Consider the following 18,074-nt stretch of genomic DNA (forward strand, 5'->3'; position numbering starts at 1 on the left):
CGGCCAGCCCGCCGACGGTTTCATGGGCGCGGTGCCGGAAAGCAAGGTCACCGAATTCATCGACAAGCTGACCGCCGGCGTGCCCGTTGCGGGCGAGCCCAATATCGCGGAAATCCTCAAAGAGGCCGAAACGCTGCTGGCCGAGGGTGATGCCGCCACCGCGGCTTCGGTCTATGCCGAGGTGCTCGGCATCGATGCCACCAATATCGCTGCGCTCGCCGGACTTGCAAAATCCTACATGGCGACCAACGCCGTCGAGCAGGCCAAGCAGACGCTGGCGATGGTCCCGGAATCCAAGCGCGAGGATGCGGCGGTCAAGGCGGTGCAGGCGGCGATCGATCTTGCCGAGCAGGCCGAGGCGCTGGGCCCGCTGACCGAACTGGAAGCCAAGGTCGCCGCGAACCCGCTCGATCATCAGGCGCGGTTCGACCTCGCCACCGCGCTCAACGCGCAAGGCAACCGCACTGACGCCACCAACCAGCTCTTGGAAATCGTCAAGCGCGACCGCAAATGGAACGATGACGGCGCGCGCAAGCAGCTGGTGAATTTCTTCGAAGCGTGGGGGCCGACCGACGAGGCCACCGTGGACGGCCGCAAGCGGCTGTCGACGATCCTGTTTTCATAGCGCGCGACAAGGCGCCAACCACCGCAGCATCGGAACGCCCATGCCGATCAATGCCGACTATCGCGGGCCCGCTGAACTTCCCGAAATCATCCCGGTATTTCCGCTGCCGGGCGCGTTGCTGCTGCCGCGCGGCCAGATGCCGCTCAACATCTTCGAGCCGCGCTATCTTGCGATGGTCGACGATTCGCTGCGCGACGGCCATCGCCTGATCGGCATGATCCAGCCCGACGCCGCGCATACCAGAAACGAGGACCGGCCGACGCTGTTTCGCGTCGGCTGCGTCGGCCGCATCACCCAGCTTGCCGAGGCCGGCGACGGCCGCTACATCCTCGAGCTCACCGGCATCGCGCGCTTCAAGGTGAAGGAGGAAATCGCGGCGCTGACCGCCTACCGCCAGTGCAAGGTGGACTACTTCCCCTATCTCGACGATTTCACCGCGCGCAAGGGCGAGGAGGAGGTCGACCGCGAAGCGCTGCTCGCGGTGCTGACGGATTTCCTCAACGCCAACAACCTGAAGGTCGACTGGGAAGGCGTCGAGAGCGCCCCCAACGAAGCCCTGGTCAACGCGCTGGCGATGATGTCGCCCTACGGTGCGCCGGAAAAGCAGGCGATGCTGGAAGCGCCGGACCTGAAGACCCGCGCGGAAATTTTGATCGCGGTCACCGAAATGGATCTCGCCAAGAAGCGCACCTCGGGCGATACCGGGTTGCAGTAATTTGAGTGTCGTGCCCCGGACGCAGGTGCAGTATCGTAGGATGGGCAAAAGGCGCGAAGCGCCGTGCCCACCAATCTCGATCAACGCGAGCAAAGGGTGGTGCGGTGGGCACGGCGCATGGCATTGCCGGGCCGCACTAGACTAACATCGTCGTCACTCCGGCAGCCCGGCCTTTCGCAGGCCGTCGGCAAACGTGGCGAGATCTTCCGCGCGGCGGATCGGAAGCCACTCTCTGAGATTGGAGATCCGAAGCGCGGGATCGAGTTGGCGCAGATGATCCATCGCCCGCCGCCCCTCCTCCGTTCGCCCAGTCAGCGCATGGCTTGCCGCGACGATGGCGGCGACCAGCAGGAAGCTCGGCAAATCCCGCGATGCCTTGTCGGCCCATGACGCGGCCGCGTCGAGACGGCCTTCGAACATATGCGCCATCGCCATCCCGGCCTGCATTCGATAGCTCTCCGGATCGAGCGGACTGAGACGCATGGCACGCGAAAAATGCTCGACGGCGTTGTCATGTTCGCCGTTCCAGACCCGCAAATATCCACCGAGGAACCAGGCGGCCGCATGGTTCGGATTGAGCATCACGGCCCTGTCCAGCAACGCGATGCCGCCATCGAGATCGCCACCGAGATGGGCGAGCGCGTGGCCCGCTCTGGTGAGCGCGACCGCGTCGTCCCTGCCGAGTTCGACGGCGCGGCGGGCCAGGCGGGCGCCCTCGGCGATCTCTCGCGGGGCGTCAATCATCCAGCCGTTGACCTTGCGCCAGACATGACACCACGCGGCAATGGCGTAGGCTGGGGCAAAATCCGGATCGAGTTTTACCGCGTTTTCAAACAGAGGCAGCGCCTCGTCGATGGCCTCGCGCGTTCCCAGATGCAGGTTCGCCATGCCGCGCAGATAATAATCATGCGCGTTGAGATTTTCGGTCGGCTTGCGCTTGGCGCGATCGATCTCCGCGCGCTCCATCTGCGGCGCGATGGCGCCGACCACGCTGGTCGCGATCTGGTCCTGCAGTTCGAAAATGTCGTCGAGCGTGCCCTCGAAACGGTCCGCCCACAGATGCGCGCCGGTGGTCGCGTCGATCAGTTGCCCGGTGATGCGCACCCGATTGGCGGACTTGCGTACGCTGCCTTCCAGCACATAGCGCACGCCGAGTTCGCGGCCGATCTGTTTTATGTCCACGGCGCGGCCCTTGTAGGTAAAACTCGAATTGCGCGCGATCACGAACAGCCAGCGGATCCGCGACTGCGCGGTGATGATGTCCTCCACCACGCCGTCGGCGAAGTATTCCTGTTCGGGATCGCCGCTTAGGTTCTGGAACGCTAAAGCTGCGATCGATGGCTTGTCGGGAAGCGCCGGCGTTTCGGGCTCGGTCCTTGGCGAGTTGGCGCCATCCGGCGGCTGCATTTCCCTGACCTCGCCGACGAATCTAAATCCCTTGCGGGCGATGGTCCGGATCAGCCGCTGCTGCTCGCCGCTGTCGCCCACCGCCTTGCGCACCGCGTTGATATGGCTGGTCAGTGTCGACTCCGAAACGGTCCGCCCGCTCCACACCGAATCCAGCACGTCGTCCTTGCTGACCACGCGCTCGCGATTCCGGATCAGATAGAGCAGGAGGTCGAAGACTTGCGGCCCGGTCGCAATCACCTCCGACGCCCTCGTGAGTTCGCGTCGCTCAGCGTCGAGAACGCAGTCTCCGAACAAGAATTGCACGTGTACGCTCCACAACCCTTAAGCGGCAGGTGACCGGGGGGCGGGCTGACATCGTCAGTCCGTGCCGGCCATTTATAGCACGGTTATCGCCGGCCACGGCGGGAGTGCTTTGGCCACGGGGAAGCCGCTTGGACGAATAACCAAGACAAACTCAAGCGCAATCCAAGGTCTTGCGGCCGGCAAGGAGGCATTCTCCAGCCACCAGCCCGATGGCGGGCCAACAACTAAGGAGAACAGCCATGAAGATCGTCGTTATCGGAGGCAGCGGCCTCATTGGATCAAAGCTTGTGGACAGGCTTCGTCAGGGTGGCCACGAGGTTGTGGCGGCATCGCCCAAATCAGGCGTCAACACCCTCACCCGCGAGGGACTGGCCGAGGCGCTCTCAGATGCTCAGGTTGTCGTGGATGTGGCAAACTCGCCGTCGTTCGAAGACAAGGCCGTTCTGGAATTCTTCGACACCTCGGGGCGCAATCTTCTTGCGGCGGAAGCGGCCGCCGGCGTCCGGCACCACGTCGCCTTGTCGGTGGTCGGGACCGAACGCCTGCTCGAAAGCGGATATTTCCGCGCCAAGATGGCGCAGGAGAACCTGATCAAGGCCTCCGGGATTCCCTACACCATCCTCCGCGCCACGCAGTTCTTCGAGTTCGTCGGCTGGATCGCCCAGTCCGGCACCATCGGACAAACGGTTCGCCTGCCGCCCGCGCTGTTTCAGCCGATCTCGTCGGATGACGTGGCCGCGGCACTGGCCGACGTCGCCGTCGCCGCGCCGCTGAACGGCATGGTCGAGGTGGCCGGTCCCGAGGCGGTCCGCATCACCGACCTGGTGGCGGATTTCCTTAGAGTTACCGGGGACGCACGGCAGGTCATTCCGGATGTCCTCGCGCGCTATTCCGCTGTGGAGATCGACGATCGATCGCTCACCCCGGATGCCAGCGCGCGCCTTGGCACCACCCGTTACATGGAGTGGCTCAGCCGGAATGCGGCGCGGGCTGCGTAACTTTATCCGTGCCCCGGACGCAGCGCAGCGCATAGCTCTTCGCGAAGCGGTGCGCTGCAGAGCCGGGGCCCCGGTTACAGCGCGACGGCTTAACCGGGGTCCTGGCTCTGCGGAGCGGCATGAAGAATGCCGCACCGCGTCCGCGACACGAGAGCTACACCGCCCCCCTCGCTTCGACATACAATGCGTAGAGCGAATGGCAGCTGGCCATGAACAGGCGGTTTTTCTTCGGCCCCCCGAAAGTCAGGTTGGCGCAGCGTTCGGGAAGGCGGATGAAGCCGATCGCCTTGCCCGAAGGATTGAACACCATGACGCCGTCGAGATCCTCGGGCTTGGCCGATGCCGAGCCGTTGCTGCCCCAGCCGCACCAGAGGTTGCCCTCGGTATCGACCTTGAACCCGTCGAGTGCGCCGGGCCCGTTGGCGTCGATGAATTTGGTCTTGTTGGAGACGGTGGCTCCGTCCGCGCCGACGTCCCAGGCCCAGATCACGCGGTTCGGCTGCGCGCGCGATTCGACGACGTAGAGTTTTTTCTCGTCCGGTGAGAACGCCAGCCCGTTGGGGCCGTTAAGCTCCGCGGTGACCAGCCCGAGTTTGCCGTCAGGCGCGATGCGATAGACCGAATGCGGCAATTCCGGCGCCGCCTTGTCGCCCTCCCACTCGCCGCCGATGCCGAACGGCGGATCGGTGAACCAGATCGAGCCGTCGGACTTGCAGACGATGTCGTTCGGCGAGTTGAACCGCTTGCCCTCAAAACCGTCGGCCAGCACCGTGATCTTGCCGTCATATTCGGTGCGGGTGACGCGGCGGGTCAGATGTTCGCAACTCAGGAGCCGTCCCTGGCGGTCGCGCGCGTGACCATTGGCGAAATTCGACGGCTGCCGAAACACGCCCCAGCTGCCACCCGCTTCATCATAGCGCATGATGCGGTTGTTGGGGATGTCGCTGACCAGCACATAACGGCCGTCGCCGAACCAGACCGGCCCCTCCGCCCACCGCATTCCGCTGGCGAGTTGTTCGACGGAGCTGGAGAAGATGCGATGCTTGGCAAAGCTCGGATCGAGTATCTCCACCGAAGCATCGGGATAACGCTGGTTCGGCTTGAACTCAAAGGACTGCGCGCCGGCGCCTCGTGGCAGGGTGATCGCGGCGGCCACGGCCCCTGCCGCAGCGAATGCACCTCGGCGGGTCAGATTCATCGGCTTTCCTCCCGGTATAGCGCGGCCGTTTTGCCGATCGAGATTCGGATTGGCTTTGCCGCCTTGCCAAATCGTAGGGGAGCTTTGGTTGCAGGTCTAGTTCGGATCGCCACACCTTTCAGCCGTTATCCTGAGAGCTTGTGAATGTTACGTCATTGTGAGCGAAGCGAAGCAATCCAGAAAGCCACGAGCAAGGACTGGATTGCTTCGTCGCAAGTGCTCCCAGGAATGACGGAAGCGCAGCGGCCGGCTTGTTAAACCTTCGGCGGCGGCAGGCCGTGAATGGCGCAGGCGGCGCGCAGCGTATTGACCAGCAGGCACGCCACCGTCATCTGCCCGACGCCGCCGGGCACCGGCGTGATCGCGCCCGCGACATTCAGCGCCTCCTGAAAGGCCACGTCGCCGACCAGACGGGCCTTGCCGTCGATGCCGGGCAGGCGGTTGATGCCGACATCGATTACGGTGGCGCCGGGCTTGATCCAGTTGCCGCGCACCATTTCCGCCTTTCCGACCGCGGCATAAACCAGATCGGCGCGCGCGCAGAGTTGCGCAAGATCGCGCGAACGCGAATGCGCTATTGTCACCGTGGCGTTTTCGTTGAGCAGCAATTGCAGCAAAGGCCGGCCGACCAGATTGGAGCGGCCGATCACGATGGCGTTCAGGCCTTGCAGCGAGGCGTGCACACTTTTGGTCAGAATGATGCAGCCGAGCGGGGTGCACGGCGACAGCGCGGGCAACCCGGCGGCGAGGCGCCCGGCATTGCTCGGGTGCAATCCATCGACGTCCTTGGCCGGATCGATGGCGTTGATGACTTTTTCGGTATCGAGCGATTTCGGCAACGGCAGTTGCACAAGAATGCCGTGCACGGCCGGATCGCGGTTGAGTCTTGCGATCAACGCCAGCAATTCGATCTGCTCGACATCGGCGGGCAGCACGTGCTCGAACGAGGCCATGCCGGCGCCTTGCGTCTGCTTGTGCTTGCTGCGGACATACACTTCGCTGGCGGGATCGCTACCGACCAGCACCACTGCGAGGCCGGGCGTCAGTCGATGCGCGTGCTGGACGCGCGCGACCTCATCGGCGACACGGGCGCGAAGCTCGGCGGCAATGAGCTTTCCATCGATGATCCGCGCGGTCATACGGGGCGCATCAAATGCACGCGATCAGAATACACTGGGATAGATGTAATAGGTGATGACCCGCTGGATGAACATGATGATCAGGATCAGGATGATCGGCGAGATATCGAGACCGCCGAAGCTCGGCAGCATCCGGCGGATCGGCGCCAGCGCCGGCTCGGTGATGCGGTAGAGGAATTCCGCCACCGACGCCACGAACTGGTTGCGCGTGTTGACGACATTGAACGCGATCAGCCAGGACAGGATCGCCGAGGCGATCAGCAGCCAGACATAGAGATCGAGGACGATAAGGACGATGTCGAGAATGGCGCGCATGGCGGATGGGCTCGCGGGGTGTGGCTGCCCGCTAGATATCGGTTCATTCCCGCTCAAACAAGGGAAGTTCCGCCAAATGGCCGGGAAAGCGGCGATTTCGGCGTTCTTGACTTGATCCGGAGGGAGACTTAAATGGCGGCGATTGCTGGCCGCCGATTGACATCGGCGCACCCGCGACGGGGCCATAGCTCAGCTGGGAGAGCGCGTCGTTCGCAATGACGAGGTCGGCGGTTCGATCCCGCCTGGCTCCACCAGCCTTCGCTTGCTTCGCAAGCTACGGCTAGGCAAGCCGGCACCCACCTATCGTAGCGAAGCAAGCGAAGGCTGCCTCGTCGTAGCCCTCTTGGGCGAAGACGGGCTGAACACCCTTTCGAAATTCTACTCCCCCGTAAACCTCGGCGGTCGCTTCTCCATGAAGCTCGCGACCCCCTCGCGGAAATCGCTGCCGCGCAACGCGATCCCCATCTCCCGGTTGGCGTCGATGGTGGCTTCGGCCAGCGTCTGGAACGGCACGTCGTAAAGCTGCCGCTTGATCACGGCGATCGAGGATGGCGAGACGAAATCCGCAAGATCGCGCGCATAGGCGTAGGTCTGCTCGCGCAGCTGCTCGGGCGGATAGAGCCGGTTGACCAGACCGATGCGCAGCGCCTCGTCGCTCAAGACGCGGCGCGCGGACATCAATAGATCGAGCGCGTTGGCGTGGCCAACGATGCGCGGCAGCATCCAGCTGATGCCGTGCTCGGCGATCAGGCCGCGGCGCGCGAACGCGGTGGTGAACACGGTGTTGTCGGCGGCGAAGCGAAGATCGCAATACAGCGCGTGCACCAGGGCGATGCCGGCGGTGGCGCCGTTGAGCATGCCGATAACGGGTTTTGCAATCGATGGATAGTATGCGTAGCGCGTCTGCCAGTCCGGCCGCCGGTTCATGTCGAACGGCGGCGCGCTGTCGGCGCGCCTGACGTCATTGGGATCGAGCTCCTTCAGCGCGTCCATGTCGGCGCCGGCGCAGAACGCGCGGCCGGCGCCGGTGAGCACGATGACGCGCACCCCGTCATCCGTTGCCGCGGCCTCCATGGCGTGGCGCACGTCGCGCTCCATGATCGGCGTCCACGCGTTCATGCGATCGGGCCGGTTGAGCGTGACGGTCGCGATCTTCCGGTCCACCTCATAGAGGATATGCTGATAGGTCACGGCGGTCTCCTTAAGTGGTCATTGTCGTCTTGCGCGACGATATGCTGTTGCTTGAAGAATGAATTGTTTTACTGCCCGGCCTTCCGCGAACCCTTCGGCCGCGTCAGATAGTCGACCGTCTCCGGCCGCTCCCGAAGCCAGCCGGTCCAGCGCGTGAACACTTTCGTCATGCGATCAGACTCAACGCCGAGCTGCGTCATTGCAACGCCGCCGTTGACAGATTCGCGGTACTCCGCGATCAGCCCGTCGCGCAGGATGAAGCGGCTCATGCCATCGATCACGACATGCTTGCCCTGGAACTGCGGGATTTTCGAGGTGAAGCTCGACAGCGACCACGCATAGCCTTTTGTCCCGTCGAACACGGGGTCGAACATTTCCCAGCGATAATCCGCCGCATCGCGATGGAAAAGCTCCTGCATCATATGCGCGATGTCGGCGCGGCCTTGGTGCGGCCCATAGATGTAGTCGTAGTAGACGGCGTCCGCGGTGAAATGCCTTGCGAAGCGTGCGCCATCGCCGGATTCCGCCGAGTGCGTGAACTCATTCAACAGCTGCGCGAAATCCTCGCCGGTCATGTCGCCATCCCGTGATGCCTGCCGGTTGCCGAGCCGCAAGCTGAGGGGACGACACTATCACATCCAATCTGCATTGCCGTCATCCTGAGGTGCTCGCCGGCTTCGGCGAGCCTCGAAGGATGGCCACAAGCGCCTGCGGCCATCCTTCGAGACGCCGCGCAAGCGCGCGGCTTCTCAGGATGACGACTGGATGTGTGGCAGGCGCCCGGCAATGACGGGGCAGAACTATTCCGCCGCCTGCGCCATGGCGATGTCGAAACCGGCAAACAGCGGCGTCCGCGCCAGCCAGCCATCGAGGAATGCCTTCAGCCAGGCTCGTTCGGTCACGTCATGGACCGCGCGATCGGCGAAGTGATGGTGGCGCTCCCGGGCGCCCGGCAGAGCGAGACGGTCGTGGCCGCGCGCGGTCCAGCGATGCATCATCGCGTAGGTCACGTCGGGATGAAACTGAAAGCCGAACGAATGGTCGTAGCGGAACGCTTCGATCGGGAAGTCGCTTCCTTGCGCGAGCAATTCGCTTCCCTCGGGCAGTTCAAACCCCTCGCGGTGCCAGTGATAGACGTGATCCGGCCAGTCCGGGCAGATGGCCCGGCCGGCGGCAGTGGGATGGATCGGATAATATCCGATCTGCGCGCGACCTTCCGGATGCGGCGCCACCCGCGCGCCGAGCTGCATGGCCAGCATCTGCGCGCCGAGGCAGATCCCCAGGAACGGCCGCCGCTCCCGGAGCGGCACGGAGATCCAGTCGATCTCCCGGCACGAAATCATCCCTGTCGTTCGCGCTCATCGGGCCGCCGAAAATCACCGCGCCGGCGTGGCCTTCCAGCGTGTCCGGCAAGGCATCGCCGAAGCGCGGTCGCCTGATGTCCAGCGGATACCCCAGCGCGCGCAACGCATTGCCGACGCGGCCCGGCGTCGAGGTTTCCTGGTGCAGGACGATCAGCACCGGCAGCAGCGGCTTGGCGTTCGGAAAGCAGGCTGGTTGGTGTCTCATAACGCCTGGAATCATGCCGTTGATTGGTTAACGAAATGATTTTCAAGCAAATCGCGGGCCAGATAGTGCCCGAACCCTGCTCAGCGCTTCAGCTGCAATCTGCCGACCGCCGCCAGGATGAAGCCGCGCGGGAACAGCCGCAGCAGGAACGGAACCGTCTTGATGCCGAGGCCGGGCATTACCGCGCGCTTGTTGGCCATCAGGCCACGGTAGCCGGCAAGGGCAACATTGGCGGCGGAGACGTTGAGAACCGTCGAGTCGAATCCGGGTTTGAATCCGGCGCGCGCCTGAAATTCAGACGGCACCGGTCCAGGACACAACGCCGTCACCCGCACGCCGCGTGGGCCCAGTTCTCCGCGCAATGCTTCGGTGAACGACAGCACATAGGCCTTGGACGCGTAATAAACCGCCATGCCCGGCCCCGGCAGGAAGCCGGCGATCGAAGCGACATTGAGAATGCCGCCGCGATGGCGGATCAACTGATCGGAAAATCGCAGCGACAGATCCGTCAATGCCCGGATGTTGACGGCAATAATACCGAGTTGCTCGGCGCGGTCGCGTTTGGTGGCGTGGCCGAAAATGCCGTAGCCTGCGTTGTTGACGACATATTCGACCTCGACGTTTTCCGCAGCGAGCGCCGCCGCAATCCTGTCGCAGCCGTCGGGTTGCTGGAGATCGCAGGGTATGATGATAGGCGCCGCGCCGCCTGCGGCGACGATCTCGCCGGCCAGCATTTCGAGGCGATCGGCACGCCGCGCCGTCAGGGCAACCCGATGACCTTTCAACGCAAACAGGCGCGCCAGTTCGGCGCCTATTCCCGACGAGGCACCGGTGATCAGCGTCACGCGCTCAGTCACGATTCAATGCTCTTGAAATTATTTGCACGATATGCGGTCGCCGACATTTGCAGAAGACCATACGCCTTATGCGGGATGCAAGCCATCCGCAAGTATATCGCCATGGTCAAATGCGCATGCTGTCAAATTGAGCCCGCCTTGCATCAGTTTAGCCTTGTGGTGGCGATACGGCGGGTTGCCGCGCACATCAATATTTCGTCATGTCGGGGAGCGAGCGGCGGAATCAGGCGCCGGCGACCGCAGGCTGATTAGCCGCCGCAACGCGATGCTTGAGCTCGATGCGGTCGCGCGACGACACGCCAAGCAGGTCTGCCGCCCGCCAGACCACATTATCCTCGAACTCGGTGACCTGGCCGTCGACATAGACCAGCTCCCACATCATCTCGACGATGCGAAGCCGACCCTGCTCATCGACCGAGCGCATGATCACGCTGGTGAAATGATAAAGATCGACGGCCTCGCCCTCGACCAGGGTCGCCGACGCGATCAATTGGTCCGCGGAGCCGGGATCGAGCTTGAACCTCGTCTCCAGCAAACTATGCAGCTTGCGCTTTTCGACCTCGGACGGCGCGCCGTCGAGCGATATGACGTGAACCAACAGCGCGGTCGCTGCCAGGCGATAGTCGCTGTCATCGAAGGCGCGGGATTGGCTGGCCGTGGGCGAAGCAAGATCGGCAATGAATTGGCGTAAGGTGTCCAGCATCTGTCTTCCAACGAAATGTGCGAGGTTGCGGCCGCCGTTTTCGGCGGCAGTCAGGGATATATGGGTTAAAACCGCAGCGCCTGCAATCGGCAGGGAACCGGCGGTGTGTTACGTTTCGGCAATCCGCCGGCTGATTTAGAAAAAGCAGCCGTCATGCCGGGCTTGTCCCGGCCATCCACATCTTTCCTGTTTAGAGGCCGGCAAGACGTGGATGCCGGCACAAGGCCGGGCATGACGAGCTAAAAAGCGGCATCACGGGATTTCATAGACGACGATCTTGTCGGCGATGCCGCGCAGCGCCGCTTCCTTTTGAATAGGCGCGATGGAGGCCTTGTGCAGGAGGTCGGCGACCGCAGGAGCTTCGATCACGGGTCCTGTTACATGCATGGCATGTGACACCGACAGCCCCTGCACGCGCGCGGCGATATTGACGGTCTGGCCGAAATAATCCTGCCGCTCGTTGAGCATGACGGCAAGGCACGGCCCTTCGTGAATGCCGACCTTGATGATCAGATCCTCCCTGCCGCGCTCCTTGTTGAGCTTGTCCATGGCCGCGCGCATCCGCAGGCCCGCGGCGAGCGCCTGCTCGGGCTTGATGAACGTCGCCATCACGGCATCGCCGATGGTCTTCACCACGGCGCCTTTTTCCGCGGAGATGATCTCCAGCAGTGCGTGAAAATGCGCGCGGACCAGGTCGAATGCGGCAAGGTCGCCGACGCGCTCGTATAAAGCGGTGGAGCCCTTGAGGTCGGTGAACAGGAATGTCAGCGAGGTGATCTTGAGCCGCTGGTCGATGTTGAGATTGTCCGCCTTGTAGACATCGCGGAAGGTCTGGTTGGTCAGCATCCGCTTGGCGGTCAGGATCGGCTTGCGCTTGCCGAGCATTTCGTGCAGCGCATCGCCGGCGATCCAGAGCCCCGGAAGCACGCGCACGTCGGACTGGTTTTCCAGCGTGAGGCGCAGCGGCCCGGGGCGCAATTCCGTGGTTCCGGTCGGCGCGTGCAGCTTGTTGAAGACGATGGAGAGCTGCTGCCGCTCGCGGGTCGGCTCACCGCTGATGGCGAGGAACTGCGCCGAGTGGGTTACCGGCTCGAATACGATGACGAACTGGTTCGGCAGTTGCAGCGACACCACGGCCTTCTCGCCCGCAGGTATTTCGAGGGCTTCCAGCGTCGCTTCGTCCTTGAGGCGTGGAAAGTCATCCCAGTCGATGTCAATTCCCGAGCTCCAGAAAATCTGCCGGAGATATTCCCAGATCGGCAGCGTATTGGGGTCATGCGCCGCGATGCGCCGCACCCGGGGGCTGACCGTGAAAGCGACCTCGACCATCTCGTCGACCGAGGCCTCGTAACCGGCCGCGCACAATGCGCAATTGTAGTCGTCATGGCGCAGCGATTTCAGCGTGGTGTGAGCGTCGAGCACGCCGCTGCAGCCCGGGCACAGCACGTTCCAGGTGAGATCGAACAGCCCCAGCCGCGAGGCATGGAGGAAGCCGGCAATCACCCGCTCCTCGTCGAGCCCCGTCTGCTTCGAGAAATCCAGCAGATTGATGCGGTTGAGGTCGCGATCCTCGCCATTGTCGATCAGCCGCTGGATGGCGTCGGCCACCTGCGGATCGGTGGTCTGCCTCAGTACTGCGAACAGCGCGCCGGTTTCAGCCATGGCGAAAAGCACTCAACGGGGGATGATGCGGAACAGTGGCGAGCGATCCGGCTGCGTCGTCACCACGCCGACCGGCAGCACCGGCTCCTTGTCGAGCAGCTCGACGCGGAACGTGCCGATGATTTTCGCCAGCGCCAGCACAGCCTCGACCAGCGCGAAATGCGCGCCGACGCAGACCCGGGCGCCGACACCGAACGGCAGATAGGCGAAGCGGTCGGGCGGCGGCGTGCCCGGCATGAAGCGCGCCGGAATGAAGGCGTTCGGATCCTGCCACAATTTTTCATGCCGGTGCAGCAGCCATGGCGCGATCAGAACGATGTCGTTTTTCCTGACCGGCAGGCCGGCGATGGTGTCCGCACCGCCGGCGGCACGCGCGATCAGAAACGCCGGCGGATACAGCCGCATGGTCTCGTCGATCACGGCGCGGGTGAATTTCAGCTTTTCAACGTCAAGCGCGCCGTTCACGGCCGCGCCTTTCACTTCGCTCGCCAGTTCCTCCTGCGTCGCCGGATCGAGCGCGAGCAGATACAGCGCCCAGAACAACGCGGTCGCCGTGGTCTCATGCCCGGCGAGGATCATGGTCGCGACTTCATCGCCGAGTTGCTCGTCCGAAAATGCGGCGCCGGTTTCGGGATCGCGCGCCGCGCCCATCAGGTCGAACAAATCGCGCGGCGGCGCGTCCGTATTCTTGCCGGCGGCGCGGCGTTCCGCCATCAGCATCGCGACAAAGCGGGTCCAGCGCTTGCGGAAGAACCTGCGCGAAATATCCTGCGGGCTCGGCCAGTTCAGCGGCAACAGCAGATCGAGAACATGCGGCCGCGCCAGCGTCGTGCCGTACTCCATCACGAAGTCGCGCAACGCCGCGCCATGGCGGTCCATCCCGAACGAGAACATGGTGCGCCCGGCAATCTCCAGCGTCATCCGCTGCATCGCCTCGCGCAAATCCACCGGCCCGCCGCAGGCCGCCTGGAGTTTTACGATCGTGTCATCGGTCGCCGCGATCATGTGCGGGACCAGCGTGCCTACGGCGCGGGGCGTAAACGCCGGCGCCAGCGTGCGGCGCTGATGCTTCCAGGCGCGGCCTTCGGCGATCAGCAACCCATCGCCGAGCATCGGCTTCAGCACCCGGATGGCGGCCGGGGTGCGGACGTAGTTCTCATAATTGTCGACCAGCACATGCCGGATCGCATCCGGCGCGTTGACGATAAAATTGTTGCGGCCGAAAAACCGGGTCTGGATGATGTCCTCTTCGTAGGAACGCGGGCCCCAGGTATCGATGGCGTTTTTTCGCATCGCCAGGATCCGGCGCAACAGGTTCATGGTCCTGCGCGGCGGACTTGGCGGCACCAGCGGCGGTCGCGCGGCCGGAATGTCAAAAACCTCGGCAATGCTCACGGGCGGCCTCGCAATCGAAGGGCGCCAGAACGGCGTCCGGCCCTCATATAGTCCACAATCCCAGCGCCATCAGGGGCAAATCGACGGAATTCGCCGGGGTGACGACGTTCGCGAGCGAAATCATAGCGGCCTGGGCACTGGACATCCATAGAGCTTCGCGGGCATCAATTTGGAGATTTTCCAGGGAATCAGAGGGCCCCGCAGGCGATGGTACCGTTATGACCGAATTGCCGAAGCGATCGATTTTTTCCGCCGACAGCATTGCGGCGCCGTTGCGGCATTCGGTATTCCGGCGAATCTGGCTGGCCAGCCTGCTCTCCAACCTCGGGCTATTGATCCAGGGCGTCGGCGCCGCATGGGCGATGACGCTGATGACCTCGTCGGCCGACAAGGTGGCGCTGGTACAGACCGCATTGATGCTGCCGATCATGCTGATCTCGATGCCGGCGGGCGCCATCGCCGACATGTACGACCGCCGCATCGTGGCGCTCGTCTCGCTGTCGATCTCGCTGGCCGGTGCGATCGCGCTGGCGGTAATGGCCTGGCTCGGCCTGGTCACGCCGAATATCCTGCTGGCGTTCTGCTTCATCGTCGGCTGCGGCATGGCGCTGTTTGGGCCGGCCTGGCAGGCTTCGGTCAGCGAGCAGGTGCCGCCGGAAACGCTGCCGTCCGCGGTGGCGCTGAACGGCATCAGCTACAACATCGCGCGAAGCTTTGGGCCGGCGATCGGCGGCGTCATCGTCGCCACCGCCGGCGCGGTCGCGGCGTTTGCCGCCAACGCCATGCTCTATATCCCGTTGCTGATCGTGCTGTTCCTGTGGCGCCGCGCCACCGAACCTTCACGATTGCCGCGTGAAAAACTCAGCCGCGCCATCGTCTCGGGGGTGCGCTATATCGCCAACTCGCCATCGATCCGCATCGTGCTGACGCGCACCCTGGTCACCGGCCTGCTCGGCGGATCGGTGTCGGCGCTGATGCCGCTGGTGGCGCGCGATTTGCTGCACGGCGGCGCGCAGACCTACGGCATCATGCTCGGCGCCTTCGGCATGGGCGCGGTGATCGGCGCGCTGAACATCGCCGAAGTGCGCAAACGACTGAGCGGCGAGGCCTCGATCCGCGTCTGCGCCATCACCATGGGCCTGGCGATTGCCGTGATCGCGATCAGCAAGCAGCCGGTGATTACCGCCGCGGCGCTGGTGCTGGCGGGATCGGTGTGGATGCTGGCGGTTGCGCTGTTCAATATCGGCGTGCAACTGTCGGCGCCGCGCTGGGTCGCGGGACGTTCCTTGGCGGCGTTCCAGGCCGCGATTGCCGGCGGCATCGCGATCGGAAGCTGGTGCTGGGGCCATCTCACCGACCTGGTCGGCGTGGAGACGGCGCTGCTGGTCTCGGCGGCGGCGATGTTCGTCTCGCCGCTGCTCGGGCTGTGGCTAGAAATGCCGCCGATCGGCGCGCGCAACGAGGCCGCGGATTTGCTGGCCGATCCCGAGGTGCGGCTTCCGCTCACCGGCCGCAGCGGACCGCTGGTGGTGGAGATCGAATATCGCGTCGATCCCGGCAGCGCCCGGGTCTTCCACGGCCTGATGCAGGAGGTGCAGCTGTCGCGCCAGCGCAACGGCGCCTATGGCTGGTCGATCGCCCGCGACATCGCCGAGCCCGAACTATGGACCGAGCGCTATCATTGCCCGACCTGGCTCGACTATTTGCGCCAGCGTAACCGCTCGACGCAGTCCGAGCGCGCACTGCATCAGCGCGCGATGGCGTTCCACATCGGCATCGAGCCGGTCCGGGTCCGCCGCATGCTGGAGCGGCCGTTCGGCTCGGTGCGCTGGAAGGAGGACACCCCGGATAGCGCCGCAAACGAAGTGCTGCCCGCGGCGACCCCGGCGGGGAGCAGCACGTAGCGCACCGGAATGACGGCTGTTGGTTACTGCCCGTGATCCGTCAGCACCTTCGCGCAGGTCTTGCTGAGCCGGGCGCGGTTCTGCTTGAGACACCCCAAAACGACCATATCGCCCTGGTCCATCAGAGCCCGGCAAAACCGCGACACATCCCGTGCGCAGCCCGGATCGGGCCGTCCGCTTTGCGCCGAGGCCGCGGCGGCGATCAGGACTAAAGGGATGGCGAGCAGAAATCTGGTCATCGTGTTGCCTTCATGCCCATCAACGCACGCGATCAAAAATGGTGCCGAAAGAGGGGCTCGAATCCCGTCATTTCGAGCGCGGGGTCCACCAGGTCCGTGGGGCCCGCACCAAGACCTTCTAATGCCCGTAAATCGTCGTCGCAATGGCTTTCGCACGGGGTCGAGCCGGGTTACCAGAATGGATTCAACGTGCCGGAACGCGCGTCCAGCAGGCGAAGTTGCAATGCCCGGCACAGGGTTGAAACTGAGAGTTCGGGAATATGCGTGTCGCGGTCTTGGGAGGGGGCCTTCAGGGGTGTTGCGTGGCGCTGGCGCTGGCGGAACGTGGCATCGATGCCGCCATATTCGACCGCAACGACCAACTGCTGAGCCGCGCTGCGGTCGCGAATGAAGGGAAAATCCATCTCGGCTACATGTATGCCAATGACGTCAGCTATTCGACGGCGCGCATGATGATGCAGGGAGCGCTGGCCTTCGCACCGTTTTTTGCGCGGCACCTCGGATCGTCCCAGGATTCGCTCTCGATTTCCCGTCCCGCGGCTTACGTGGTGCATCGTGACAGCCAGCGGTCGCCCGGCCAGGTTTCGCAGTATCTCAAAACCGTTCATGGCTTGATCCGCGAAGCGAGCGGGCGGCGAGGCGATGCCTATTTTGGCCGCGACCTTACAACCGCGCCGCGGATGTGGTCGGAAGCAGAACGAGAGGCTGAGTTCGATCCGCAAATCGCGCTGGCGGCCTTCGATACCGCGGAGGTCGCCATTGATCCCGCGGCGCTGGCGGGTGCCGTGCGGAGCCGGATAGAGGCCGATCCCCGGATCGATGTCCGGCTGCAACATCAGGTCACATCCGTTGACGACGCTGATGGCTTCGACGTCGTCCTGCAGGCGCGGTGCGGAATCCTCCGGGAGCGCTTCGATCATGTCGTCAATGCATTGTGGGACGGCAGGTTTGCCATCAATGAAACGCGCGGGCTGCGCCCCGATCGCCCTTGGCTGCATCGGCTGAAATATGGCGTCAGCTTCAGGCTGCCGCGCGGCACGAGCCTGCCTCCCAGCGCAACCTTCGTGTCCGGCCCGTTCGGCGAGGTGGTAAGCTACGCCGATGGCCTGACTTACCTCACCTGGTATCCGGTCTGCCTGCAAGGCATCTCGACCGACGTTACGCCGCCGGAATGGCCGACTTATCCGGCCGAGCCGCTGCGCTCGGATCTGCTGCAGGGGACCTTGAAGGCGATGGCGCAGTTCGTGCCTTGCCTTCGCGGCCTCGATCCCGGCGGGCTGGAGGAGGTGACCGTAAAGGGCGGCGTGATCGTCGCATGGGGAGAAACCGACATCTATGATCCCCGGAGCGAGCTGCATCGCCGGTTTGAAATTGGTGTCACTTCGAGAGGCCGCTTTCATTCCGTGGATCCCGGCAAGCTCACGATGGCTCCGTATTTCGCCGAGGTTTGCGCCGGCCGTATCCTGCAGGACATCGTCCGATGAGCGGCCCGCTGGTAACCATCGGCGTGCCCGTCTTTCAGGGACAGGACGACCTGCCGATCACGCTGGAGTGTCTGCGGACGCAAACCTACGCCAACCTTGACGTTCTCATCTCGGTGGATGCCGCGGACCGGACAAGCGCTGAGGCGTGCGAACCGTTTCTGCGCGCCGATCCGCGCTTCCGCATGCAACTTCAGCCGCAGCGGCTGGGATGGGCGGGAAATACCGACTGGACCATGCGCGAACGCCGCGGTGCCTTCTACATTTTTCAACAGCACGACGATCAGGTGTCGCCAACCTATGTCGCCGACCTGGTCGAGGCTGCCTTGCGCCATCCTGACGCCGCGATCTGCTATGCGGAAGTACAATC

17 protein-coding genes, 1 tRNA gene and 1 pseudogene are annotated in these 18,074 nt (G+C 63.9%); 7 read left to right on the forward strand and 12 right to left on the reverse strand.

Features of this window, described 5'->3' with window-relative positions:
- Together VGP39_RS13775 and VGP39_RS13780 are read left to right on the forward strand one after the other, a co-directional pair.
- Positions 1-625, forward strand: a 625-nt coding sequence (locus VGP39_RS13775; RefSeq protein ID WP_327568658.1) for a tetratricopeptide repeat protein, incomplete at its 5' end; no start/stop codon positions are given.
- Positions 626-665: 40 nt separating this feature from the next.
- Positions 666-1,340: an LON peptidase substrate-binding domain-containing protein gene (locus VGP39_RS13780; protein WP_327568659.1), complete on the forward strand. Its 675-nt coding sequence runs from the start codon at positions 666-668 to the stop codon at positions 1,338-1,340.
- Between the two features lie 153 nt (positions 1,341-1,493).
- Here the strand turns inward: VGP39_RS13780 and VGP39_RS13785 are convergent, their stop codons facing one another.
- Positions 1,494-3,053: a winged helix-turn-helix domain-containing tetratricopeptide repeat protein gene (locus VGP39_RS13785; protein WP_327568660.1), complete on the reverse strand. Its 1,560-nt coding sequence runs from the start codon at positions 3,051-3,053 to the stop codon at positions 1,494-1,496.
- A gap of 239 nt (positions 3,054-3,292) precedes the next feature.
- Between VGP39_RS13785 and VGP39_RS13790 the strand changes: the two genes are divergently transcribed.
- On the forward strand, positions 3,293-4,051 hold the full coding sequence (locus VGP39_RS13790; RefSeq protein WP_327568661.1) for an SDR family oxidoreductase: 759 nt from the start codon (positions 3,293-3,295) through the stop codon (positions 4,049-4,051).
- Positions 4,052-4,205: 154 nt separating this feature from the next.
- On the opposite strand, the gene VGP39_RS13795 is transcribed toward VGP39_RS13790, so the two are convergent.
- The 3 genes from VGP39_RS13795 to VGP39_RS13805 all read right to left on the reverse strand — a co-directional run bounded on the left by VGP39_RS13795 (position 4,206) and on the right by VGP39_RS13805 (position 6,703).
- Positions 4,206-5,249 carry an SMP-30/gluconolactonase/LRE family protein gene (locus VGP39_RS13795; RefSeq protein WP_327568662.1) on the reverse strand — a complete coding sequence of 348 codons (1,044 nt, stop codon included), beginning with the start codon at positions 5,247-5,249 and terminating at the stop codon, positions 4,206-4,208.
- Positions 5,250-5,503: 254 nt separating this feature from the next.
- On the reverse strand, positions 5,504-6,388 hold the full coding sequence (gene folD, locus VGP39_RS13800; protein ID WP_327568663.1) for a bifunctional methylenetetrahydrofolate dehydrogenase/methenyltetrahydrofolate cyclohydrolase FolD: 885 nt from the start codon (positions 6,386-6,388) through the stop codon (positions 5,504-5,506).
- A gap of 24 nt (positions 6,389-6,412) precedes the next feature.
- Positions 6,413-6,703: a YggT family protein gene (locus VGP39_RS13805; RefSeq protein WP_327568664.1), complete on the reverse strand. Its 291-nt coding sequence runs from the start codon at positions 6,701-6,703 to the stop codon at positions 6,413-6,415.
- A 178-nt stretch (positions 6,704-6,881) separates the two neighbouring features.
- Here VGP39_RS13805 and VGP39_RS13810 point away from each other — a divergent pair.
- Positions 6,882-6,957 (forward strand) — tRNA-Ala (locus VGP39_RS13810).
- A gap of 124 nt (positions 6,958-7,081) precedes the next feature.
- Here the strand turns inward: VGP39_RS13810 and VGP39_RS13815 are convergent.
- The 7 genes and pseudogenes from VGP39_RS13815 to VGP39_RS13845 form a co-directional block, all read right to left on the reverse strand.
- Positions 7,082-7,894, reverse strand: coding sequence for an enoyl-CoA hydratase (locus VGP39_RS13815; RefSeq protein WP_327568665.1), 813 nt, complete (start codon positions 7,892-7,894; stop codon positions 7,082-7,084).
- Positions 7,895-7,962: 68 nt separating this feature from the next.
- Entirely contained in the window at positions 7,963-8,469 is a 507-nt protein-coding gene (locus VGP39_RS13820) for a nuclear transport factor 2 family protein (protein ID WP_327568666.1), read from the reverse strand.
- A 225-nt stretch (positions 8,470-8,694) separates the two neighbouring features.
- A pseudogene (locus tag VGP39_RS13825) lies at positions 8,695-9,478 on the reverse strand (glutamine amidotransferase).
- Between the two features lie 65 nt (positions 9,479-9,543).
- Positions 9,544-10,320 (reverse strand): SDR family oxidoreductase, encoded by a 777-nt coding sequence (locus VGP39_RS13830; protein WP_327568667.1) that lies wholly within the window; start codon positions 10,318-10,320, stop codon positions 9,544-9,546.
- Between the two features lie 223 nt (positions 10,321-10,543).
- The gene (locus tag VGP39_RS13835; protein ID WP_327568668.1) at positions 10,544-11,023 is read right to left on the reverse strand and encodes a TerB family tellurite resistance protein; all 480 of its coding nucleotides are present in this window, start codon (positions 11,021-11,023) and stop codon (positions 10,544-10,546) included.
- Positions 11,024-11,275: 252 nt separating this feature from the next.
- Positions 11,276-12,685: an adenylate/guanylate cyclase domain-containing protein gene (locus tag VGP39_RS13840; protein ID WP_327568669.1), complete on the reverse strand. Its 1,410-nt coding sequence runs from the start codon at positions 12,683-12,685 to the stop codon at positions 11,276-11,278.
- Positions 12,686-12,697: 12 nt separating this feature from the next.
- Positions 12,698-14,080: a cytochrome P450 gene (locus VGP39_RS13845; protein WP_327568670.1), complete on the reverse strand. Its 1,383-nt coding sequence runs from the start codon at positions 14,078-14,080 to the stop codon at positions 12,698-12,700.
- A gap of 218 nt (positions 14,081-14,298) precedes the next feature.
- Here VGP39_RS13845 and VGP39_RS13850 point away from each other — a divergent pair, with 218 nt between their 5' ends.
- Positions 14,299-15,984 (forward strand): MFS transporter, encoded by a 1,686-nt coding sequence (locus VGP39_RS13850; protein WP_327568671.1) that lies wholly within the window; start codon positions 14,299-14,301, stop codon positions 15,982-15,984.
- Positions 15,985-16,007: 23 nt separating this feature from the next.
- On the opposite strand, the gene VGP39_RS13855 is transcribed toward VGP39_RS13850, so the two are convergent.
- On the reverse strand, positions 16,008-16,223 hold the full coding sequence (locus tag VGP39_RS13855; protein ID WP_327568672.1) for a hypothetical protein: 216 nt from the start codon (positions 16,221-16,223) through the stop codon (positions 16,008-16,010).
- Positions 16,224-16,483: 260 nt separating this feature from the next.
- Here VGP39_RS13855 and VGP39_RS13860 point away from each other — a divergent pair, with 260 nt between their 5' ends.
- Both VGP39_RS13860 and VGP39_RS13865 read left to right on the forward strand, forming a co-directional pair.
- Positions 16,484-17,707, forward strand: a complete 1,224-nt coding sequence (locus VGP39_RS13860) for an FAD-dependent oxidoreductase (protein ID WP_327568673.1) — start codon at positions 16,484-16,486, stop codon at positions 17,705-17,707.
- Positions 17,704-18,074, forward strand: a 371-nt coding sequence (locus tag VGP39_RS13865; protein ID WP_327568674.1) for a glycosyltransferase family A protein, incomplete at its 3' end; no start/stop codon positions are given. The genes VGP39_RS13860 and VGP39_RS13865, both read left to right, overlap by 4 nt.

The sequence above is a fragment of the Bradyrhizobium sp. genome (assembly GCF_036009065.1).
GTDB lineage: Bacteria > Pseudomonadota > Alphaproteobacteria > Rhizobiales > Xanthobacteraceae > Bradyrhizobium.